Source organism: Mycobacterium sp. NGS50, from assembly GCF_059812545.1.
The window spans coordinates 117336-139669 of record NZ_JCALCW010000008.1 but is presented as its reverse complement, the minus strand read 5'-3'; the positions used below and the strand labels follow the sequence as shown (position 1 = coordinate 139669).

Below are 22334 nucleotides of genomic sequence, written 5' to 3'. Positions count from 1 at the left end.
TAACGTCTTGTCGCGCGGGTTAACCAGGGTGTCCGGCTGCGCCGTCGGTGCCGGTTTGGCCGTCGGGGTTGCCGGTGCCGCCTGCGCCGCCGGCACCACCATTGCCGGCCGCGCCTGCGGCTCCCTGAGTTCCGTCGGTGCCGTTGGTGCTGGTGCCACCGGCGCCGCCGGCCGCGCCGTTGCCGCCGGTTCCGCCGTTGCCGCCGTCACCGCCGGGCAGGGTGTTGCCGTTGGTGTCGGTTCCGCCGTTGCCGCCCTTGCTGCCGGCGCCGCCGGTGCCGCCCTTTCCACCGGTGCCACCGTTGCCGCCGTTACCCGATTCCGCGTTACCTCCGGCACCGCCTTGGCCGCCGTTACCGGCGGTGCCGCCGTCGTGGCCGTCGCCGCCGGGCCCGTGTGCGGGGTTGGTTGCGGGCTGGCCGATGAACCCCGTGCCACCGACGCCGCCAGCGCCACCGTTCCCGCCGTCGACGCTGCCTTGGGCGTTGCCACCGGCACCGCCGGCACCGCCGTCACCACCAACGCCAATGGTGCCCGTGCCGCCCATGCCGCCGCTACCGCCGTTACCGGCGTGGCTGGGTCCAGCGCCGTAGGGGTTGTTGGCGGGCATGGCAACCCCGTCGCTGTCACCACCGGCACCGCCGGTACCGCCATCCCCGCCTGTGCCACCTATCCCACTTCCACCGAGAAGGACAGCGCCGGCACCTCCACTGCCACCGGTGCCGCCGCTGCCGCCGGACGCCGTGCCGCTTCCGCCGTTACCTCCAACGCCGCCCGTGCCGGCATTGCCACCGCCGTACGCGGTGCCGCCCGTGCCGCCGCTGCCGCCGTTGCCACCAACGCTGATGACACCCGGCCCGGTGGCACCATTGCCGCCGTTGCCACCGTTGCCTCCGACCGCAGCGTCACCGGTGTAACCACCTCCGCCGGATGAACCGTTACCGCCGTTGCCGCCGTGGCTCCAGATGGTGCCGGTTCCGTCGTTCCACCCGGTGCTGTTGCCGCCGTTGCCGCCGTTGCCGGCGATTCCGCCGGTGGCACCGGAGCCGCCGCCGGTGAAGGAGCCGTCACCGCCGTTGCCGCCGGCGTAGGTTCCGGTACCGCCATTGCCGCCATTGCCGCCGGTCCCGCCTTGCCCGGTTTGGGTGCTTCCGCCGCTGCCGGCCCCTCCTCCGTCACCGCCGATGGTTTTGACCGTGTTGTCGTCGGTGGCGCCATTGCCGCCGGCGCCGCCGTCACCGCCGTCACCGCCGGCTCCACTTCGAGAGGGACCGCCCCAACCGCCCCAACCGCCGCTGCCGGCTGTGCCTGCGGTGGCATCTCCGCCATCACCACCGTCGCCGCCAGCACCGCCGGCGTTGTTGTCGACGGACTGGCCGCCGTTGCCGCCCCACCCGCCACCGCCGCCGTTGAGGCCGCTGCCGCCGTGGCCGCCGGAGCCACCGGCGCCGCCGATGTTGCCGTTGCCGGCGTATCCGCCATCACTGCCGGCACCGCCGTTGCCCAGGTAATTGCCATCGGGGTCTTGGTAGGCGTTACCGCCGGCGCCGCCGTTACCGCCATCACCGCCATCACCAATCTGGCCCGCATGTCCATACATGGGGCTGGTGTAGATGCTGGAGCCGCGTTCACCAGCCGCTCCGCCAGCACCTCCACCCCACGACCATCCCCCATTACCCCCGTCGTAGTGGTTGGCGGTGCCGGTTGCTCCGTCGCCGCCGTTACCGCCGGCACCTGCTTTGCCGCCGTTGCCGCCGTTTCCGAACATGAAGCCGCTGCGCCCCCCGGCGCCACCATTGCCGCCGTAACCACCGGCAGTGGCGTTACCGTCTCCGCCGTTGGCGAAGGTGCCAGCGGCGCCGGCCGTGCCGGCGGCTCCGGCACCGCCTGCCCCGCCGTTGCCGAGGAACCAGGCCGACGCATTGCCGCCCGCACCGCCGTTGCCGCCGGTACCGCCTGCTTCGAGCGCCATACCGCCGGCCCCGCCGGTGCCGCCGTTGCCCATCCAGGTTGCGCCGGCTCCGCCGTTGCCGCCGTTGGCTCCGGCGCCGCCGTTGCCGCCGTCGCCGCCGTCACCAAGCCAGCCGGGTGCGTTGCCGCCGTTACCGCCGGTGATGCCGGTTTGGTCGGAGTCCCAGCCGTTTCCGCCGTCGCCGAACCACAGTCCGCCGTTACCGCCGTCGGGGTTTTCCGCGGTGCCATCAAGGCCGTTGCCGATCAGGATCTGGCCGTTGCCGAACGCCTGGTTGATGAAGTCGTCGATCTGGGCGCCCAACGGGCTGGTGATCCAGGCCTGCATGCTGTCGTGCATGGGCTGATAGATCCACTGATCGAGCATGGTGGTCCAGTCGATGGGGTCACCGAACGCCAATGGCTCAGCGGTGCCCGAGAACGCCGAGGCGTCCAGCAGCCCATCCAGGCTTGCGCCCGGATCGGTGGCGCTGAGCCAGGCGGCGGGGTCGAAAAGATCGGTGATCCAGTCGAACTCATCAGCCTGAGCCGCCGGCACAGTGCTCAACGGTGTGATACCGAAGGCCAGGAACGCGCCGACCGCGCTGGCGGCGCCGATCACCCGGGTGTGGCGGCGCCGGTGGGTGTGGTGAGGACTCATGAACGAAAACCTTTCTGAGGAAAAGCGTTACCAAGCAAGTGGGGCGGCGGGTTAGAGGGTGAACAAGTCGTGCAGCCAGCCCAGCGAATCGCTGGCCGCAGCAGCCATACCGCCGTCGTCGAGCAGGTCGGGCAGGGTGGGCAGCTCGGTGTCGACCAGCGGTGGGGTGACCACGACCGGGCCCTTGCCGTCCCAGCCCGACCCCAACAACGCACCCACGGTTTGACCCCACGCCTCCCAGGCCGCGATCGGCCCGATCCCGGCACTGTTGAGATCCAGGGTGCCCAACACCGGCACCCCGGAGAATTCGATGCCCACACTCTGAAACAGCGAGCCCCCGACGGCGGGTACTGAGGCGACCACCTCCCCGCCGGCCCCGAGCACCTGATAGGGGCCCACGGCCACCGCGCCCGGGCTCAACAGTCCGCCGAACGCGAAGTCCAGGTGATCCATGTTCATTCCGGCCGGGAAGAACCCGGCCTCGTTGATCATCGGCAACAACGCATCCAGATTCAGGGTGGCGCCGTTGAACACCGCACCCCACATATTGGCCAGGGTGTCGCCGATACTGTCATGGTCGTTGATGGAGTTCATCAACGCGATCCACGGACTGATGCCCGGCCCGATCATCCCCATGAACACCGCGCTTTGCGGCGAGCCCAGCCAATCGATGAGCGGCAGGATCGCGTTCGGATCAACATTGTCGGGCAGATAGCCGGCCACCTGACCGAACATCAACGCATGCGTGCCATCCATCGTGTGATTGAGCACCGTGGCATGCGTCGCATCGGTTTCGTTCTGGAGCCCCCACCCCGAGAGCACCGCATTCAGATGCCCCTGAATCGACTCCACCACACCATTGGTCGAACCCGCCGGATCATTGAGCAACTGATTCCAGTAGTCGGCCTGGTTGGCGAAGAACTGCTGAAACCCCACATTCGGCGCCAAAAAATAGTTGTTCAACAACACCGTCGCATTCGCCGAGGCCGCATCCATCACCTCCTCCCACGCCCCCGCCAACTGCACAGCCGGGGACACAATCACAGGCAACGGCACCACCACCGGCGTAACCGCGAACAAACTGGCGCCAACGATCGCCACACCAGCGGTGGCGTACGGGCGAAGAGTGGCGTGCAAGAGAACTCCTTCAGGTATGTGATCCACAGCACGTTGGGTACGAAGCATGAGGCTAGCTGAGAGATACCTGATTTGTATACAAAAAACTAGAACTCGTTCTAAATCAGTGGTGTGGCGCCTGGTGACAGGGTCAAACCCCGTCCTCGGCTGCGGGCCGGACGTGGCAGGACGGCGCACTACTGTGCATGTCCAAGGCGCGCAGGGTGTCGTGAGAGTTGCTCGGCGGGGGTGCGCAGGGCGACCTACGTAGGCGTGCAAGATGCATGTAAATAGACGATGAAGCCGTGTTAGTTACAAGCCTGCTCGTAAAAACGGCGCGCGGAACTCAGGTGATTTTCAAATAAGGGCGGCTGCGTCGCGTCGCTTCGCTGGCTGGGTCGCGCGCTGGCTGGAGCGGACAGCCCGAGGGCCGTTCCTGGCCTTCGCCCGGTCATCGACGAAGCGGGCATTGGTTGCTGGCTGGTTGGCGTCGAGGCCAACCTTGGTCTCATCGGGTGGAACCCGACGCCCGTCTGCCAGCACGGACAGTTGAATACCGCGCCGGAATCGTCTTCTACGACAGCGATTTCGACCGGTTCGGCGCGAGCCGGCACCGCCCAGAGGACCTGCCCTGACCGCTACTCGTTGGCTCTGCGCGCACCAGGTAGGTCACTCGAACTTTGTCGTGGTGGACGCCGGCGCCGCTAGGCGCTCGAGCGCGCCCGCAGCGTCTCCAGCGCCTTGTCGGCGTGGGTGTCCATGGAGAATTCGCTGGAGACCACGGACAGCACGCTGCGGTCGGTGTCGATCACGAACGTGGTCCGCTTGACCGGCATCAGCTTGCCCAGCAGGCCGCGTTTGACGCCGAACTGGGTGGCCACCGTGCCGTCGGTGTCCGACAGCAGTGGGTAGTCGAAGCTGTGCAGGTCGGTGAACTTGGCCTGCTTGGCCGGTGCGTCGGCGCTGATCCCGACCCGCTGGGCCCCGACGGCGGCGAACTCGGCCGCCAGATCACGGAAGTGGCAGGCCTCCTTGGTGCAGCCCGGCGTCATCGCCGCCGGATAGAAGAACAGCACCACCGGTCCGTCGGCCAATAGGGCGCTGAGGGTGCGTGGGGTGCCGGTCTGGTCGGGCAGCTCGAAGTCGGCCACGGTGTCACCAGGTTTCATGCTCGCCACGCTACGCCAGAAGCGACAAGCTGTGCCCGATGGTGGCGACCCGCTGCGCCCGACTCCGTCGCGCTTGCGATCGCCAACGTCTGGGAAGATGGATCGATGCACGCCACCCTCGCGACCACCACCTCACGGGAGGATTTCCGGGCGCTGGCCGCCGAGCACCGCGTGGTTCCGGTGACCCGCAAGATGCTCGCCGATGCCGAGACGCCGCTGTCGGCCTACCGCAAACTGGCCGCCAACCGTCCCGGAACGTTTCTGCTGGAATCGGCCGAGAATGGCCGGTCCTGGTCGCGGTGGTCGTTCATCGGGGCCGGGGCACCCTCGGCGTTGACGGTGCGCGACGGCGAAGCGGCGTGGCTGGGCGTGGTGCCGCAGGACGCGCCGTCCGGCGGCGATCCGGTGACCGCGCTGCACGCGACGATGGAGCTGTTGGCCACCGGTGCGCCGCACGGGCTGCCGCCGCTGTCGGGCGGGATGGTGGGGTTCTTCGCCTACGACCTGGTGCGGCGGCTGGAGCGGCTGCCGGAGCTGACCGTCGACGACCTGAAGCTGCCGGACATGCTGTTGCTGCTGGCCACCGATATCGCGGCGGTGGATCACCACGAGGGCACCATCACGTTGATCGCCAACGCGGTGAACTGGAACGGCACCGACGAGCGCGTCGATGAGGCCTACGACGACGCCGTCGCCCGCCTCGATGTGATGACCGCGGCCCTGGGGCAGCCGTTGCCGTCGACGGTGGCCACCTTCAGCCGGCCCGAGCCGCAGCACCGCTCCCAGCGCACCGTGGCCGAATACGGGGCCATCGTGGAGCGTCTGGTCGGGGAGATCGAGGCCGGTGAGGCCTTCCAGGTGGTGCCCTCGCAGCGCTTCGAAATGGACACCGCCGCCGACCCCATCGACGTCTATCGGATGCTGCGGGTCTCCAACCCCAGCCCGTACATGTACCTGCTGCAGGTCCCTGACAACGATGGCCTTCTCGCATTTTCGATAGTCGGCTCCAGCCCGGAAGCGCTCGTCACCGTCACCGACGGCTGGGCCACCACCCACCCGATCGCCGGCACCCGGTGGCGCGGGCAGACCGAGGAAGAAGATCAGCTGCTGGAGAAGGATCTGCTGCACGACGAGAAGGAACGCGCCGAGCACCTGATGCTGGTCGACCTGGGCCGCAACGACCTGGGTCGGGTGTGTGTGCCAGGCACCGTGCGGGTGGAGGACTACAGCCACATCGAGCGCTACAGCCACGTCATGCACCTGGTGTCCACGGTGACCGGGCAGTTGGCCGCCGACCGCACCGCCCTGGACGCCGTCACCGCCTGTTTCCCGGCCGGAACCTTGTCCGGGGCACCCAAGGTGCGCGCCATGGAGCTGATCGAGGACGTCGAGCAGACCCGGCGCGGCCTGTACGGCGGGGTGGTCGGCTATCTGGACTTCGCCGGCAACGCCGACTTCGCCATCGCGATCCGCACCGCGTTGATGCGCGACGGCACCGCCTATGTGCAGGCCGGCGGGGGCGTGGTCGCCGACTCCAACGGCCCCTACGAATACACCGAGGCGACCAACAAGGCCCGTGCGGTGCTGGGCGCGATCGCCGCCGCCGAAACCCTGACCGCACCGGGCGCCGACGGCCATGGCTGACCCCGACGCCGATCGGCGCGGCCGGCGGGCGATCCGAATCGCGCAGCTGCTGCTGGCGCTGGCCGCCGTCGGGCTCTGGGGGGCCTCCCGGCTGCCCTGGGTGCGCATCCGGTCCTTCGACGGGCTGGGCCAGCCGAAGACGGTCACGCTGTCCGGTGCCGCATGGTCGACGGCGCTGCTGCCGGTGGCGGCGGTGCTGCTGGCCGCGGCGGTCGCCGCGCTGGCGGTGCGGGGCTGGCTGCTGCGGCTGCTGGCGATGGTGGTGGCCGCGGCCAGCCTGGCGATCGGATACCTGGCGATCAGCCTGTGGGTGATGCCGGATGTGGCGCTGCGCGGCGCCGACCTGGCCGGGGTGCCGGTGATCTCGCTGGTCGGCAGCGAACGCCACCACGTCGGTGCGGCGATCACCGTGGCGGCAGCGGCCATCACGCTGATCGGTGCCGCGTTGCTGATGCGCGCGGCGGCGTCGGTCTCCGCGGCCACGACGAAGTACGTGGCGCCCGGTGCCCGACGCGCGATGGCGGAACACAACGGCGACCCGCAGATGTCCGAGCGCACCCTGTGGGACGCCCTCGACGAGGGCCGCGACCCCACCGATGCGGCCGCCGAAACCACGGAATCTGAGGCGCCGGACTCCGACAGCAAGGGGCGGTGACGGCCGGTGGGGTTACGGCGACTACCCTTCGATGAACATCATTGCGATCCGCTTCCGACCGCAGGAAGGAACCGACCGGCATGAGTTCGGGGACTGTGCTCGACTCCATCATCGAGGGAGTTCGCGCAGACGTCGCCGCCCGCGAGGCCGTGGTGAGCATGTCGGAGATCAAGGAGGCGGCCAAGGCCGCCCCGCCGCCGCTGGACGTCATGGCGGTGCTGCGCGAGCCGGGCATCGCCGTGATCGCTGAGGTCAAGCGCGCCAGCCCGTCCAAGGGTGAACTCGCCTCCATCGCCGACCCCGCCGAGCTGGCCCGCGCCTACCAGGACGGCGGCGCGCGGATCATCAGTGTGCTCACCGAGCAGCGGCGGTTCAACGGGTCGCTGGCCGACTTGGACGCGGTGCGCGCCGCAGTGTCCATTCCGGTGCTGCGTAAAGACTTTGTGATGTCGCCGTACCAGATTCACGAGGCGCGTGCGCACGGCGCGGACCTGCTGCTGCTGATCGTGGCCGCACTGGATCAGCACGCGCTGGAGTCCATGCTGGAACGCACCGAATCGCTCGGGATGACCGCGCTGGTCGAGGTCCACACCGAACAGGAAGCCGACCGCGCGCTGCAGGCCGGTGCCAAGGTGATCGGTGTCAACGCACGCGATTTGAGAACGCTGACGGTGGACCGGGATTGCTTCGCGCGCATCGCACCCGGCCTGCCCACCGACGTCATCAGGATCGCCGAATCCGGGGTGCGCGGCACCGCCGACCTGCTCGCCTACGCCGGCGCGGGCGCCGACGCGGTGTTGGTGGGCGAAGGCCTGGTCACCAGTGGAGACCCGCGCGCCGCGGTCGCCGATCTGGTCACCGCCGGTCGGCACCCGTCCTGTCCTAAGCCGGCCCGCTAGCCTGAGCCCAATGGCAGATCTGCTAGGCCCGCAGCTTCCCCGTTCCAGCGCGGCCGTCACCGAACGTAGTGGTCACGACCCTGACACGGGTGGACATTTCGGCAGTTACGGCGGGCGCTATGTCCCCGAGGCGCTGATGGCGGTCATCGAGGAAGTCACCGCCGCCTACGACAAAGTGCGCACCGATGCGGAGTTCCTGGACACCCTCGACAACCTGCAGACCCACTACAGCGGCCGGCCGTCGCCGCTGTATGAGGCGACCCGGCTGTCCGAATACGCCGGCGGGGCACGGCTGTTCCTCAAACGAGAAGACTTGAACCACACCGGTTCTCACAAGATCAACAACGTGCTCGGGCAGGCGCTGCTGGCCAAGCACATGGGCAAGACCCGGGTCATCGCCGAAACCGGTGCGGGCCAGCACGGGGTGGCCACCGCAACGGCGTGCGCGCTGCTCGGGCTGGACTGCGTGGTGTACATGGGCGCCGTCGACACCGCCCGGCAAGCGCTCAACGTGGCGCGGATGCGGTTGTTGGGGGCCACCGTGGTGGCGGTGGAAGCCGGATCGAAAACCTTGAAGGACGCCATCAACGAGGCGTTCCGGGACTGGGTCACCAACGCCGACAACACCTACTACTGCTTCGGCACCGCGGCCGGGCCGCATCCGTTCCCGACCATGGTGCGTGACTTCCAGCGGATCATCGGAATGGAGGCGCGAGCGCAGATCCAGCACCAGGCCGGTCGACTGCCCGACGCGGTGACGGCGTGTGTCGGTGGGGGATCCAACGCCATCGGCATCTTCCACGCTTTTCTCGATGACCCCGGAGTCCGGTTGGTCGGCTTCGAGGCGGCCGGTGACGGTGTGGACACCGGCCGTCATGCCGCAACGTTCACCGGGGGATCGCCGGGCGCGTTCCAGGGGTCCTACTCCTATCTGCTGCAGGACGAGGACGGTCAGACCATCGAATCCCACTCGATCTCGGCGGGGTTGGACTATCCCGGGGTCGGGCCCGAGCACGCCTGGTTGCGGGAGACGGGGCGGGCCGAGTACCGCCCCGTCACCGACACCGAGGCCATGGACGCCTTCCGGTTGCTGTGCCGCACCGAGGGCATCATTCCGGCCATCGAATCGGCGCACGCGGTCGCCGGCGCGCTCAAGCTGGGTGGCGAACTGGGGCCGGGTGCGGTGGTGGTGGTGAACCTGTCCGGCCGCGGCGACAAGGATGTCGAGACTGCGGCCCAGTGGTTCGGTCTACTCGACGAGGACGGCGGTGGCCAGCCGTGACCGTGCAGCAGAACCAATCCAGTTCGTTGGCCGCGCTTTTCGACGAGTGTCGGCAGCAGAACCGGGCGGCGCTGATCGGCTATCTGCCCACCGGCTACCCGGATGTGCCCGGGTCGGTGGCGGCGATGACCGCACTGGTGGACTCCGGCTGCGACCTGATCGAAGTCGGCGTGCCGTACTCGGATCCGGGGATGGACGGTCCGACGATCGCCGCGGCGGCCGAAATCGCGTTGCAGGGCGGCGTGCGGGTGCGTGACACGTTGGCCGCGGTCGAGGCGATCAGCACCGCCGGCGGGCGCGCGGTGGTGATGACCTACTGGAATCCGGTGCTGCGCTACGGCGTTGACGCGTTCGCACGCGATCTGGCCGCTGCCGGCGGATACGGCTTGATCACCCCCGACCTGATTCCCGACGAAGCCGAAGCCTGGCTGGCGGCCTCGGACCAATACGGTCTGGACCGCATCTTCCTGGTGGCGCCGTCGTCGACGTCGCAGCGGCTGGCGGCCACCGTGGAAGCCTCACGCGGATTCGTCTACGCCGCATCGACCATGGGAGTCACCGGCGCCCGCGATGCGGTGTCGGATGCCGCACCGGAGCTGGTCCGACGGGTAAAGGAAGTCTCCGACATTCCGGTCGGGGTCGGGCTGGGGGTGCGGTCGGGACCGCAGGCCGCCGAAATCGCCGGCTACGCCGACGGTGTCATCGTCGGCTCGGCGTTGGTCTCGGCGTTGGCCGACGGCCTCCCGGCGCTGCGGGCATTGAGCTCCGAACTTGCCGCCGGTGTGCGCCAGAGGGTTTCGGCCTGATGCTGACAACGGTGCTGGCCGCGTTCCCCAGCCCTTCACGCGGGGTGTGGCATCTGGGCCCGGTGCCGATCCGGGCCTACGCGCTGTGCATCATCGCCGGCATCATCGCCGCACTGATCGTCGGCGATCGGCGCTGGGCGGCCCGCGGCGGCGAACGCGGCGTGATCTACGACATCGCGCTGTGGGCGGTGCCGTTCGGGCTGATCGGCGGCCGGGTGTATCACCTGATGACCGATTGGCGAACATATTTCGGGCCCAACGGGGCGGGTGCGGACGCGGCGCTGCGGATCTGGGACGGCGGCCTGGGCATCTGGGGTGCGATTGCCCTCGGCGGCGTGGGTGCCTGGATCGCCTGCCGCCGGCGCGGCATCCCGCTGCCGGCGTTCGCCGACGCGATCGCCCCGGGCATTGTGCTGGCGCAGGCGATCGGGCGACTGGGCAACTACTTCAACCAGGAGTTGTACGGCCGCGAGACCGGGGTGCCGTGGGGGTTGCAGGTCTTCTTCCGCCGCGACCCGTCCGGCATCGTCGACGTGCACTCCCTGGACGGGGTGTCGACCGGGCAGGTGGCGTTGGTGGTGCAGCCGACATTCCTGTACGAATTGCTCTGGAATCTCCTGGTATTCGTGGTGCTGATCGTTGTGGACCGACGGTTCAAGTTCGGCCACGGACGGCTGTTTGCGCTGTATGTCGCGGCCTACTGTGTGGGCCGGTTCGGGGTGGAATTGCTGCGCGATGACCCCGCCACGATGATCTACGGCATCCGGGTCAACTCTTTCACCTCGACGTTCGTGTTCATCGGGGCAGTGGTCTACATGATGCTGGCGCCCAAGCAACGTGAGGATCCCGAGGCGCTGCGGGCCACCTGGACGACCGACGAGTCCGAGGAGACATCTGCTGAGCCTGGCGCCGACGAGGGTGCGGATACCGAATCCGGCGCGGCGATGTTCGAGGCGGATGTGGTCGACGAGAGCGAGTTGGCCGAGTCGGATGCCGACGACGAGACCCTCGAGGACGAGGCAGAACTTGACGCCGAGGAGCCCGTGGCCGCGCTCGTCGATGAGGAAGCGGCCGAGGCGGAGTCCGATGTCGAGGACGAGTCTGAGGAGCTGTCGGAGGACGGCGAGGAGCCCGAGCCCGAGCCCGAGGTTGAGGACGAAGAGCCGCTGGCCGAGGCCGTCGATGAGGAAGCTGCTGAGGCGGAGTCGGACATTGACGACGAGTCCGAGGAGCTCTTCGAGGACGGCGAGGTAGCGGACGCCGAGCAGGACAGCGAAGTCGCGGAGGAGGATTCCGACGGGACTTCGGCCGAGGTGTCCGACGATCTGGAGGAGCCCGAGCCCGAGGTTGAGGACGCGGAGGAGTCGGTAGTCGAGGCGGCCGATGAGGAAGCAGCCGAGGCGGAGTCGGACGTCGAAGACGAGGCCGAGGAGTCGTCGGAGGCAGACGCCGAGCCCGAGGCCGAGGACGTCGCGGAGCCGGTAGCCGAAACTGCCGATGAGGAAGCGGTTGAGGCAGAGTCGGACGTCGAGGACGAGGACGAGGAACCGTCAGACGTCGACGCGGAGCCCGAGGTTGAGGACGCGGAGGAGTCGGACGTCGAAGACGAGGCCGAGGAGTCGTCGGAGGCAGACGCCGAGCCCGAGGCCGAGGACGTCGCGGAGCCGGTAGCCGAAACTACCGACGACGAAGCGGCGGAGGAAGACTCGGACGCCGAGCCCGAGGACGAGGAACCGTCTGACGTCGACGAGGTTGATGCCGACGAGGAGCCCGAAGTTGCCGCGGCAGACCCCGAGGAGTCGTCGGCAGAGGCGGCCGATGAGGAAGCGGCCGAGGCGGAGTCCGACGACCAGGAAGACGTCGTCGATGAGGCAGAAGAACCCGAAATCGTGACTGAGGACGATGAGTCCGAAGAGTTGCCGTCCGCGCCTGAAACCGGCGTCCCCCAGGCGCGGACCCGCTGGTGGAACCGGGCCAGAAGAAATCGCCGCTAGCCGGAGCACTGCGGTCGAGGACCGAGTTCTGGCATGCTGGCTGAATGACTGACCGGGAACCGTCGGTCGACAGCCAGTCGATGGCCGTCAAGGAGCATGTCATCAGCCGCCGCTATGCGACGGCCGGCAGCGTCGTGCTGTTCGCCGGGGCTCTTGCCTACATCGGTCTGGCCGACCCGCACCGGCAGGGTTCGCCCTTCCCGCTGTGCCCATTCCGGCTGCTGACCGGCTGGAACTGCCCGGCCTGCGGCGGGCTGCGGATGGTGCACGACCTGCTGCACGCGGACCTGGCGGCCGCTGTCACCGACAACGTGTTCCTGTTGGTGGGTCTGCCCGTGGTGGGGGTCTGGATGTGGCTGCGGCGTCGCCGCGGTGCGTCGTTGCTCCCGACGGCGGGTGTCGCAATGCTTGTGGCCACGGCGGTGGCCTGGACGGTGGTGCGCAACCTGCCCGGATTCCCGCTGGTCCCAACGCTGCTGCCCGGCTGACCCGCGCATTGCCCATCCGGTGCGAAGCGCGCCCACCGGGCCACCACTATGCTGGGCTGGTGACTAGACGCGGCAAGATCGTCTGTACTCTCGGCCCGGCCACCAGCAGCGATGAGATGGTGAAAGCGCTGGTTGAGGCCGGGATGGATGTCGCCCGGATGAACTTCAGCCACGGCGACTACGACGACCACAAGGCCGCCTACCAGCGCGTCCGCGCGGCATCGGATGCCACCGGACGCGCCGTCGGCGTGCTGGCCGACCTGCAGGGCCCCAAGATCCGGTTGGGGCGCTTCGCCGAAGGTCGGACCAATTGGGCGAACGGCGAAACGGTGCGCATCACCGTCGGCGACTGCCAGGGCAGCCACGACCGGGTGTCCACCACCTACAAGCAGCTGAACGTCGACGCCGTGCCCGGCGACCGGGTGTTGGTCGACGACGGCAATGTCGCGCTGGTGGTCGACAGCATCGACGGCCAGGACGTGGTGTGCACCGTGACCGAGGGCGGTCCGGTCAGCAACAACAAGGGCATGTCGCTGCCGGGGATGAACGTGTCCGCGCCGGCCTTGTCGGACAAGGACATTGAGGATCTCGAGTTCGCCCTCAAGCTCGGCGTCGACCTGGTGGCGCTGTCGTTCGTGCGGTCGCCGTCGGATGCCGAACTCGTGCACGAGGTGATGGACCGGGTCGGGCGCCGGGTCCCGGTGATCGCCAAGCTGGAGAAGCCCGAAGCCATCGACGACCTGGAGGCGGTCGTGCTGGCGTTCGACGCGGTCATGGTCGCCCGCGGCGATCTGGGCGTCGAGTTGCCGCTGGAAGAGGTTCCGCTGGTGCAGAAGCGGGCGATCCAGATGGCCCGGGAGAACGCCAGGCCGGTCATCGTGGCCACCCAGATGCTGGAGTCGATGATCGAGAACTCCCGGCCCACCCGCGCCGAGGCCTCCGACGTCGCCAACGCCGTCCTGGACGGCACCGACGCGGTGATGCTGTCCGGGGAGACCGCGGTGGGCAAGCACCCCCTGGAGGCGGTGCGGACCATGGCACGCATCATCGCCGCGGTCGAGGCCCATTCGACCGCGGCGCCGCCGCTGACCCACGTGCCGCGCACCAAACGCGGCGTGATCTCCTATGCCGCACGCGATATCGGAGAACGGCTGGACGCCAAAGCCCTGGTCGCCTTCACCCAGTCCGGGGACACCGTGCGTCGGCTGGCCCGGCTGCACACCCCGCTGCCGCTGCTGGCCTTCACCGCCCTGCCCGAAATCCGCAGCCAGCTGGCGATGACCTGGGGCACCGAGACGTTCATCGTGCCGCCGATGCAGTCCACCGACGGCATGATCCGCCAGGTCGACAAATCGCTGCTGGAACTCGGCCGCTACCAGCGCGGCGACACCGTGGTCATCGTCGCCGGTGCGCCCCCCGGCACGGTGGGCTCCACCAACCTGATCCACGTGCACCGGATCGGCGAGGACGACGTCTAACGCATGGCCAACGCTGACTTCGCGGAGCTGATGGCGGTCCTGGACCTCAACGACGTCGGCGACGACGTGTTCGTCGGCGCGCATCCGAGCAAGACCCCGCTGCGCACCTTCGGCGGGCAGCTGATGGCCCAGTCGTTCGTGGCCAGCACCCGGACCCTGACCCGCGACCTGCCGCCCAACGCGCTGTCCGTGCATTTCATCAACGGCGGCGACCCGGCCAAGGACATCGAGTTCCGGGTGGTGCGGCTGCGCGACGAGCGCCGCTTCGCCAACCGGCGGGTCGACGCCGTGCAGGACGGGACGCTGCTGGCGACCGCGATGATCTCCTACCTGTCCGGCGGTGCCGGCCTCGAGCACAGCGTCGAGCCGCCCGAGGTGGCCGCACCGGAGACGTTGCCGACGATCGGGGAGTTGCTGCGCGGCTACGAGCAGACCGTCCCGCACTTCGTCAACGCACTGCAACCGGTGGAATGGCGCTACACCAACGACCCGGCCTGGGTGATGCGGGACAAGGGCGAGCGACTCGACCACAACCGGGTCTGGCTCAAGGCGGACGGGGAACTGCCCGCCGACCCCACCCTGCACACCGCCGTCATGGTGTACTCCTCGGACACCACGGTGCTGGACTCCATCATCACCACACACGGTTTGTCCTGGGGGTTCGACCGGATCTTCGCCGCCAGCGCCAACCACACCATCTGGTTTCACCGGCCGGTGCGCTTCGACGACTGGGTGCTGTATGCGACGTCGTCGCCGGTGGCGACGGATTCCCGCGGTTTGGGCACCGGGCACTTCTTCGACCGGGCCGGTCAGCTGATCGCCACCGTCGTGCAAGAGGGCATCCTCAAATATTTTCCCGGCTCGGCCCGCTGACCCGGCGCATTTCCTGCGCGCTGACTCCCCGACCTGGGCGTAACGTTCCCCTCATGCGGGTAGACCTGGTGTGAAAGGGCCGCGGACGGAGGGTTAGGGGTGAGCGAGCTGTCGACGGGCGTGCAGGCCCGCGAACGTGTCGTCGTGCACGTGGACTCGCCGCGCGCCCGCTGGATCGGTGCGTTAGCCCTGTTCTCGGTGGTCGGCTGGCTTGCCGTGCTGATCACCCACGACCATGAGGCGGTGCGGGCCGCCGGGCGGGTGGGGTGGTCGCTGACCATCCTGGCTGCCGTGGTGTTTATCGCCCGCGGCATCTTCCTGGGCCGCCCGGTCACCGCGCTGCACGCCTTCGTCGCACTGCTGTTGCTGCTGGCCGGGTTGGGGGTGCACCTGGTGTACCCCAACCTGCTCGCCGACGTGCTGATCGCCAGCGCCGGCCTGGCACTGATGTGGCCCACCTCGGCGTATCCGCAACCGGCGGACCTGCCCAAGGTGTGGCGACTGCTGCAGCGAACCCGTGAGGACCCGCTGGCGCCGTTCGCCATGCAGACACTCAAGTCGTATCACTTCAGCGCCGACGGCACCGCCGCGCTGGCCTACCGCACCCGCATCGGCTATGCGGTGGTCAGCGGCGATCCGATCGGGGAGCCGCGGTGCTACCCGGAACTGGTCGCCGACTTCGCCGCGCTGTGCCACAGCCGCGGCTGGCGCATCGTGGTGCTGGGCTGCAGCGAGGCGCGGCTCGGGCTGTGGAGCGACCCGGCCGTGGTCGGGCAGGCGCTGCGCACGGTACCGATCGGCCGCGACGTCGTCATCGACGTGGCCAGCTTCGACATGGTGGGCCGCAAGTTCCGCAACCTGCGCCAGGCTGTGCAGCGCACCCGCAACTTCGGGATCACCACCGAAGTGGTGGCCGAGCAGGACCTCGGCGATGAGCTGCTGGCCGAGTTGACCGAGGTGCTGGCGGCGTCACCGAGCGGCGCGCGGACCGAGCGCGGCTTCTGCATGGCGCTCGACGGCGCCCTGGAGGGCCGCTACCCGGGGATTCAGCTGATCGTGGCGCGCGACGCCGACGGGCGTGTGCAGGGCTTTCACCGCTATGCGGTGGTCGGCGGCGGCAGCGACTTCAGTCTCGACGTCCCGTGGCGACGGCGCGGCGCCCCCAACGGGCTTGACGAACGGCTGACGGCCGATATGGTCGCTGCCGCGAAACAGGCTGGTGCGCAGCGTGTTTCGCTCGCCTTCGCGGCGTTCCCGGAGATCTTCGACGCCACCCGGCGCAGCAAGCTGCAGGGCTTCTTCTACCACGCCATCCACCTGCTGGACCCGCTGATCGCCCTGGAGTCGCTGTACCGCTACCTGCGCAAGTTTCATGCCGCCGGTGCCCGACGCTACGCGCTGGTGTCACTGAGCCAGCTGGTCCCGCTGATCTATGTGCTGCTGTCGCTGGAGTTCATGCCGCGCCGACGCCAGCTGTAGCCGGACCCAACTCCAGGCGCGCACAGGTGATGTCGTCGGGCAGGTGATGGGTGGCCACCACCACCGTGCGATCCGCGCCGAACAGTGCGCGACTGGGCTCCAACAGCGCGCGCAGCAGATCCCCGGCGTCGGAGGCGTCCAGGTGCTCGGTCGGCTCGTCGAGCAGCACGATGCGCGCGGGCGACAGCAGCGCCCGGGCCAACAGCATCCGGCGGCGCTGTCCGGCCGACAGCGCCTGCGCGCCGCCGGTCAACACGGTGGACAACCCGTCGCCCAGACCGGTCAGCCATCCGCGCAGGCCGACCAAACCCAACACGTCGGTGAGTTCGTCGTCGGTGCAGTCCCCGCGAGCCACCAGCAGGTTGTCCCGCACGGTGGTGGCGAAGAGGTGTGCGTCCTCGGCGAAAAACCCGACCAACGACCGCAACTCGCCCTCGCCGTACTGATCCAGGGCAACCCCATCCAACATCACCGCGCCGTGCAGCGTCGGCATCAGCCCGGCCAGGGTCATCAGCAGCGTGGTCTTGCCGCAGCCGCTCGGCCCGCTGATCGCCAGCCGGGCACCGGGTGCCAGATCCACCGTCGCCTGCTGCGAGCGATCGAGGTGATGCCCGGTGTGTGCGTCGGCGACCAAGCGCGGCGTCGATACCGAACGCGCCGGTGCGCGTCCGGTCGCCGGTGCCGCGTCATCGGGTGGCGTCAGGTCGAGGAGGCGTTGCGCCGCAATCCGCGACCGGGCCAGCTGGATCGCCGCGGCCGGCAGCGCGGTGGTCGCTTCGAACGCCGAGAGCGGCAACAGCATCAGGATCGCGCACGTGGTGGGTGCAACGACTCCGGCGATCCCGATACCGGCCAGCAGCGCCCCGAGCACGCTGACGCCGATCGCGGCGGTGGACATCGCCGCGGCCACCGCCGCCGGTTTGGCCGCGGCGTCCGCGGCATCACCCCAGGCGCGGTAGCGCCGCCGCGCGTCGTCGATCACGTCGGGCAGCACGCCGGCGATCCGCAGTTCCGGCGCGTGGTCCAGCGCCAGCATCGTCGAGACGTCACGATCGGAAAGATGCTGTCGGGCAACCATTTCCTGGGCGAGCGCCGCCTTGGCCGACAGCCACGGTGCAACGACCCCGGCGACCAGGAGGCACACCGCCATCACCGCGGCAGCCGTCGGCGAGATGACCGCGATCACGGCCGTGGCGGCCACACCGAGGACGGCCGCGACACCGATCGGCAGCAGCGCACGCACCAGCACGTCGCTCAACACGTCGACGTCGCCGCCCACCCGCGCCACCAGTTCTCCGCTGTGTAGTCGGCTGGCGATCTCCACCGGCCCGCGGGCCAGGCGGCGATAGATCTGTTCGCGGGCGGTGCCGGCGGCGCGCAGAGCCGCATCGTGGGTGACCAGCCGTTCGCAGTAATGCAGGACACCGCGCGAAATCGCCAGCGCACGCACCGCGACAACGGCCACCGACAGGTCCAATATCGGCGGCATCTGCCAGGCCCGGGTGATCAACCACGCCGACACCGCGGCCAATGCCAGCGCGCTGCCCAGCGACAGCACCCCCAATGCGACCGCCGCCAGCAGTCGGGTCAGCCGCGGGCGCAGCAGCAGCCGTGACGCGGTGATCAGTGGATCAGACATGCACATGATCGGCCTCGTTGCACACGGTCAGCACCCGGTCGCCGATCGCCAGTACCCGCTGCCGGTGACCGACCACCACGGCCGTCGCCCCGGCGCGGGCCCGCGCCACGATAGCGGCCAGCACCCGATCCTCGCTGTCGGCGTCGAGATGGGCAGTCGGCTCGTCGAAAAGCAGCACGGGCGCCGGCGAGCCGAGCGCCCGAGCCAACCCGAGGCGTTGTCGCTGACCCAACGAAAGCCCGACTCCGCCGCGGCCGACCATGGTGTGCAGACCGTCGGGAAGAGTCGCCAGCACATCATCGAAACCCGATTCCGCGCAGGCGGAATCCGCGTCGACGAGGTCGCCGAACAGGGTGAGGTTGTCGGCGACGGTTCCGGGGATCAACACCGGCCGTTGCGGCAGCCAGCACAGCTGACGCCACCAGCCGGTCGGATCGAGGTCGGCGACGGCGATACCGGCCACCGTGATCCGGCCCGCATCGGGTGCGCTCAGCCCGGCGATGGCCGCCAGGGTGGTGGTCTTGCCCGCCCCGTTGCGGCCGGTCAGCACCGTGACCTGGCCGGGCTCGATCGCGGCGGAGAAATCGCAGGGGGCGCAGCCGTCCCGGCCGGAAACGTTGAGCCGGTCAATGGCGATCACCGCACCCCGGGCGCGGACGCGGCGTTGCCCGCTCGGCGCCGCAGCTGTCTGGTCCAGCAGCGCGAAGGCCTTATCGGCGGCGGCCCGGCCGTCCTGGGCGGCGTGGAACTCCACCCCGATGCGGCGCAGCGGCCAATACACGTCCGGCGCCAGGAGCAGCACCGTCAACCCCGCCGTCAGGCTCATCTCGCCGAACACCAGCCGCAGACCGATGCTGACCGCGACCAGCGCCACACCGAGGGTGGCCAACAGCTCCAGCACCAGCGACGACAAGAACGCGATCCGCAGCGTCGCCATTGCGGAGCGGCGATGCGCCGCAGACAATTCCGCCACCCGATGCTGCGGCCCGTCGGCGCGGCCCAGCGCCCGCAGGGTGGGGATGCCGGCCACCAGATCCAGCAGGCGCGCCTGCAGCACCGTCATGGCGTCCAGCGCGGCCGCCGACCGCTCGGCGGTCGCCAAACCGATCAGCACCATGAAGAGCGGGATCAGCGGCAGCGTGATCACCACGATCGCCGCCGCCTTCGGGTCGAACGCGGCGATGACCAGCACGCTGGCCGGGGTGAGGATCGCCGCCAGCACCAGCGCCGGCAGGTACGCGGTCAGATACGGGCGCAGCCCGTCGAGACCACGGGTCACCACCAGCGCCGCCGCATCCCGCTGTTCAGCCAATTCCCGGGGGGAGCGCGCGGTCACGGCGGTCAGCACCCGGCCGCCCAGCTCGGCAATCACCGCGGTGGCACCGCGCTGGCCGAGGCGGGCCTGACGCCAGTGCACCACGGTGCGCAGCGCCCACACCGCGGCCAGCATCACCAGCATCGGGGTCCACTGGCCCAGGCCGCGGGCAGCCGGATCGGTGATGACGTGGGACACGATGTGCGCCAACATGATCGCGGTGGCGATCGCACACCCCGAGATCACCACCCCGTGTGCCACGGTGGCGACCACGAACCGGCGCATCTGACGGGAGGCCCGCCACAGTCGCGGGTCTACCGGGGTCCGGCCGCCGGCGCTCAGGACGCCTGCCTGGCCAGCCCGACCGGCGGCGGAATCCGCTCAGCCGAAATCCGCTGCCGGAACACCCAATACGTCCACCCCTGATAGACCATGGCCAGCGGGGCGAAGATCGCCGCCGCCCAGGTCATGATCTTGAGGGTATAGGGGGTGGACGATGCGTTGTAGATCGTCACACTCCATTGCGGGTTGAGCGTGGAGGGAACCAGATTCGGGTACAGCGCGCCGAACAACAGCACCACCACCGCCGCCACCACCACGGCGGCGCAGACGAACGTCCAACCGTCCGATGCCTGCCGCCACACCAATGTCACCGCGGCCAGCTGCGCGACGACCGCGGCGGCCAGCACCAGCCAGGTCCAGTTCGCGCCGCGCGCAATCTGGGTCCACAGCCCGAACCCGGCGACCAGCAGGGTCACCGGCACCGCCAACCGCGTCGCGAAACGATGCGCATCAGCGCGGATCGTGCCGGCGGTCTTCAGCGTCAGGAACACCGCGCCGTAGAACGCGAACAGCCCGCCGGTGGCCAGGCCACCCAGCAGGGTGTAGCCGTTGAGGACGTCACCCACCGACAGATGAACATGCTGGTCGGCATCCACCGGGAGGCCCCGAACCAGGGCCGCGAACGCCACTCCCCACAGGATCGCCGGCAGCCACGATCCGGCGGCGATGCCACGGTCCGCCCACGCCCGCCAGCTCGGGTCGTCGATCTTGCCGCGCCACTCGATCGCCACCACTCGGACAATCATGCCGAACAGGATCACCAGCAGGGGCAGATACAGCGCCGAGAACACCGTGGCGTACCAGCCGGGGAAGGCGGCGAACATCGCGCCGCCGGCGGTGATCAGCCACACTTCGTTGCCGTCCCACACCGGGCCGATCGTGTTCAGCGCCGCGCGCCGATGCGGCTCCGGGGCGTCACCGACCCGGCCCAGCGGCGCCATCAGCATGCCCACCCCGAAGTCGAAGCCCTCCAGGATGAAGAACCCGAGGAACAGCACCGCGACCAGGATGAACCACAGCTGTTGCATGGCGGGTACCTCCTTGTCTCAGTGGGTGTTTCAGTAGGCGAATGACAGCGGAGCGACGTCCCGGGAGCCGGGCGGGGCCGGCGGCGCCGGCTCGGCGTCGTGGTGCTGTGGTCCTTCGGCGATGTAGCGTCGCAGCAGCCAGAACCAGATCACCGCCAGCACGGCGTACACCAGGGTGAACATCACCAGCGAGGCCACGACCATACCCACGGCGTTGCCCGAGACGCCCTCGGCGACCCTCAGCCGGACATCCTGGTCGCCGGTCGGGTTCGGCACCACCAGCCAGGGCTGCCGGCCCATCTCGGTGAACACCCAGCCGGCGCTGTTGGCCAGAAACGGTGTCGGGATGGTCAGCAGCGCGACCCAGGCGAACCAGCGCTGTTTCGGGATCCGCCCGCGGCGGGTCAGCCACAGGGTGAGCAGCGCGAACAGCACCGGAGCCAGCATCAAGCCGATCATCGCGCGAAACGACCAGTAGGTGACGAACAGGTTGGGCCGGTAGTCGCCGGGCCCGAAGCGTTGCTGGAAGTCCTGCTGGATGTCGCGCACGCCGTCGAGTTGCACGCCGCTGAACCGTCCTTCGGCCAGGAACGGCAGCACGTAGGGCACCTCGATCACCCGGGTCAGATGATCACAGTTGTTCTGCCGGCCCACGGTCAACACCGAGAAACTCGGGTCGGTTGCGGTGTCGCACAACGACTCCGCCGAGGCCATCTTCATCGGTTGCTGAACGAACATCAGCTTGCCCTGCGTGTCACCGGTGAGGAACAACCCGGCTGCCGCCGCCAGCGCGACCAGGCAGCCCAGGATGGCCGCGGGCCGGTACATGGCGCGGGCGTCGGAATCGGCGGTCTGCGGATCGCCGCCGGCGGCGATGCTGTGCCGCGAGCGCACCATCCACCAGGCGCTGACCGCGGCGACGAAGGTCCCCGCCGTCAGGAAGGCGCCGGTGACCGCGTGGGAAAAGGCCGCCTGCGCCGTGTTGTTGGCGAACAACGCTGCGATGCTGTCCAATTCGGCGCGTTTGGTAACCGGATTGTAATGCGCACCGACCGGGTGCTGCATGAACGAGTTGGCCGCGATGATGAAGAACGCCGACACGTTGGTCGAGATGGCCACGATCCAGATGCACAGCAGGTGCAGGCCTCGCGGCAACCTGCCCCAGCCGAAGATCCACAACCCGATGAAGGTGGATTCGAAGAAGAAGGCGGCCAAGCCCTCCATCGCCAGCGGTGCGCCGAACACGTCGCCGACGAAGCGGGAGTATTCGCTCCAGTTCATCCCGAACTGGAATTCCTGCACGATCCCGGTGGCCACCCCGAGGGCGAAGTTGATCAAGAACAGCTTGCCGAAAAACTTGGTGAGCCGGTACCAGGCGGTGTTGCCGGTGCACACCCACACCGTCTGCATCAGAGCGACCAGCGGGGCCAGTCCGCTGGTCAGCGGCACGAAGATGAAGTGATAGACGGTGGTGATCCCGAACTGCCACCGCGATACGTCGACGACGTCCATCTGC

At 69.1% G+C, this 22334-nt stretch carries 17 protein-coding genes; 10 read left to right on the top strand and 7 right to left on the bottom strand.

Annotated elements, in window-relative coordinates; all coding sequences use genetic code 11:
* Nucleotides 1-19: 19 nt before the first annotated feature.
* The 3 genes from AC5Y36_RS08110 to AC5Y36_RS08100 all read right to left on the bottom strand — a co-directional run bounded on the left by AC5Y36_RS08110 (nucleotide 20) and on the right by AC5Y36_RS08100 (nucleotide 4896).
* Nucleotides 20-2611, bottom strand: coding sequence for a PGRS repeat-containing protein (locus AC5Y36_RS08110; RefSeq protein WP_500040347.1), 2592 nt, complete (start codon nucleotides 2609-2611; stop codon nucleotides 20-22).
* A 51-nt stretch (nucleotides 2612-2662) separates the two neighbouring features.
* A complete protein-coding gene (gene gjpA / locus AC5Y36_RS08105) occupies nucleotides 2663-3748 on the bottom strand; it encodes an outer membrane porin GjpA (RefSeq protein ID WP_500040346.1) in 1086 nt (361 codons plus the stop codon).
* A gap of 683 nt (nucleotides 3749-4431) precedes the next feature.
* Nucleotides 4432-4896 (bottom strand): peroxiredoxin, encoded by a 465-nt coding sequence (locus AC5Y36_RS08100; protein WP_500040345.1) that lies wholly within the window; start codon nucleotides 4894-4896, stop codon nucleotides 4432-4434.
* 105 nt (nucleotides 4897-5001) lie between these two features.
* Between AC5Y36_RS08100 and AC5Y36_RS08095 the strand changes: the two genes are divergently transcribed.
* The 10 genes from AC5Y36_RS08095 to AC5Y36_RS08050 all read left to right on the top strand — a co-directional run bounded on the left by AC5Y36_RS08095 (nucleotide 5002) and on the right by AC5Y36_RS08050 (nucleotide 16494).
* Nucleotides 5002-6540 carry an anthranilate synthase component I gene (locus AC5Y36_RS08095; protein WP_500040344.1) on the top strand — a complete coding sequence of 513 codons (1539 nt, stop codon included), beginning with the start codon at nucleotides 5002-5004 and terminating at the stop codon, nucleotides 6538-6540.
* Nucleotides 6533-7195, top strand: coding sequence for a TIGR02234 family membrane protein (locus tag AC5Y36_RS08090; RefSeq protein WP_500040343.1), 663 nt, complete (start codon nucleotides 6533-6535; stop codon nucleotides 7193-7195). The genes AC5Y36_RS08095 and AC5Y36_RS08090 overlap by 8 nt, the downstream gene beginning before the upstream one ends.
* 80 nt (nucleotides 7196-7275) lie before the next feature.
* Nucleotides 7276-8094 carry an indole-3-glycerol phosphate synthase TrpC gene (gene trpC, locus AC5Y36_RS08085; RefSeq protein ID WP_500040342.1) on the top strand — a complete coding sequence of 273 codons (819 nt, stop codon included), beginning with the start codon at nucleotides 7276-7278 and terminating at the stop codon, nucleotides 8092-8094.
* Nucleotides 8095-8104: 10 nt separating this feature from the next.
* Nucleotides 8105-9376, top strand: coding sequence for a tryptophan synthase subunit beta (trpB, locus tag AC5Y36_RS08080; RefSeq protein ID WP_500040341.1), 1272 nt, complete (start codon nucleotides 8105-8107; stop codon nucleotides 9374-9376).
* The gene (trpA, locus tag AC5Y36_RS08075) at nucleotides 9373-10182 is read left to right on the top strand and encodes a tryptophan synthase subunit alpha (protein WP_500040340.1); all 810 of its coding nucleotides are present in this window, start codon (nucleotides 9373-9375) and stop codon (nucleotides 10180-10182) included. The genes trpB and trpA overlap by 4 nt, the downstream gene beginning before the upstream one ends.
* A complete protein-coding gene (gene lgt, locus AC5Y36_RS08070; RefSeq protein WP_500040339.1) occupies nucleotides 10182-12176 on the top strand; it encodes a prolipoprotein diacylglyceryl transferase in 1995 nt (664 codons plus the stop codon). The genes trpA and lgt overlap by 1 nt, the downstream gene beginning before the upstream one ends.
* Nucleotides 12177-12256: 80 nt before the next feature.
* Nucleotides 12257-12664 carry a DUF2752 domain-containing protein gene (locus tag AC5Y36_RS08065; RefSeq protein WP_500040383.1) on the top strand — a complete coding sequence of 136 codons (408 nt, stop codon included), beginning with the start codon at nucleotides 12257-12259 and terminating at the stop codon, nucleotides 12662-12664.
* A gap of 59 nt (nucleotides 12665-12723) precedes the next feature.
* A complete protein-coding gene (gene pyk, locus AC5Y36_RS08060) occupies nucleotides 12724-14142 on the top strand; it encodes a pyruvate kinase (protein WP_500040338.1) in 1419 nt (472 codons plus the stop codon).
* A 3-nt stretch (nucleotides 14143-14145) separates the two neighbouring features.
* Nucleotides 14146-15015 carry an acyl-CoA thioesterase II gene (locus tag AC5Y36_RS08055; protein WP_500040337.1) on the top strand — a complete coding sequence of 290 codons (870 nt, stop codon included), beginning with the start codon at nucleotides 14146-14148 and terminating at the stop codon, nucleotides 15013-15015.
* A gap of 99 nt (nucleotides 15016-15114) precedes the next feature.
* A complete protein-coding gene (locus AC5Y36_RS08050) occupies nucleotides 15115-16494 on the top strand; it encodes a bifunctional lysylphosphatidylglycerol flippase/synthetase MprF (protein WP_500040336.1) in 1380 nt (459 codons plus the stop codon).
* Here the strand turns inward: AC5Y36_RS08050 and cydC are convergent.
* The 4 genes from cydC to AC5Y36_RS08030 are packed head-to-tail and all read right to left on the bottom strand — an operon-like array spanning nucleotide 16469 to nucleotide 22330.
* Nucleotides 16469-18133, bottom strand: coding sequence for a thiol reductant ABC exporter subunit CydC (cydC, locus tag AC5Y36_RS08045; protein WP_500040335.1), 1665 nt, complete (start codon nucleotides 18131-18133; stop codon nucleotides 16469-16471). The genes AC5Y36_RS08050 and cydC overlap by 26 nt on opposite strands.
* Nucleotides 18126-19733, bottom strand: coding sequence for a thiol reductant ABC exporter subunit CydD (gene cydD, locus AC5Y36_RS08040; RefSeq protein ID WP_500040334.1), 1608 nt, complete (start codon nucleotides 19731-19733; stop codon nucleotides 18126-18128). Before cydD ends, cydC begins: the two co-directional genes overlap by 8 nt.
* A gap of 53 nt (nucleotides 19734-19786) precedes the next feature.
* Nucleotides 19787-20818: a cytochrome d ubiquinol oxidase subunit II gene (gene cydB, locus AC5Y36_RS08035; RefSeq protein ID WP_500040333.1), complete on the bottom strand. Its 1032-nt coding sequence runs from the start codon at nucleotides 20816-20818 to the stop codon at nucleotides 19787-19789.
* Between the two features lie 30 nt (nucleotides 20819-20848).
* On the bottom strand, nucleotides 20849-22330 hold the full coding sequence (locus tag AC5Y36_RS08030) for a cytochrome ubiquinol oxidase subunit I (protein WP_500040332.1): 1482 nt from the start codon (nucleotides 22328-22330) through the stop codon (nucleotides 20849-20851).
* Nucleotides 22331-22334 lie beyond the last annotated feature (4 nt).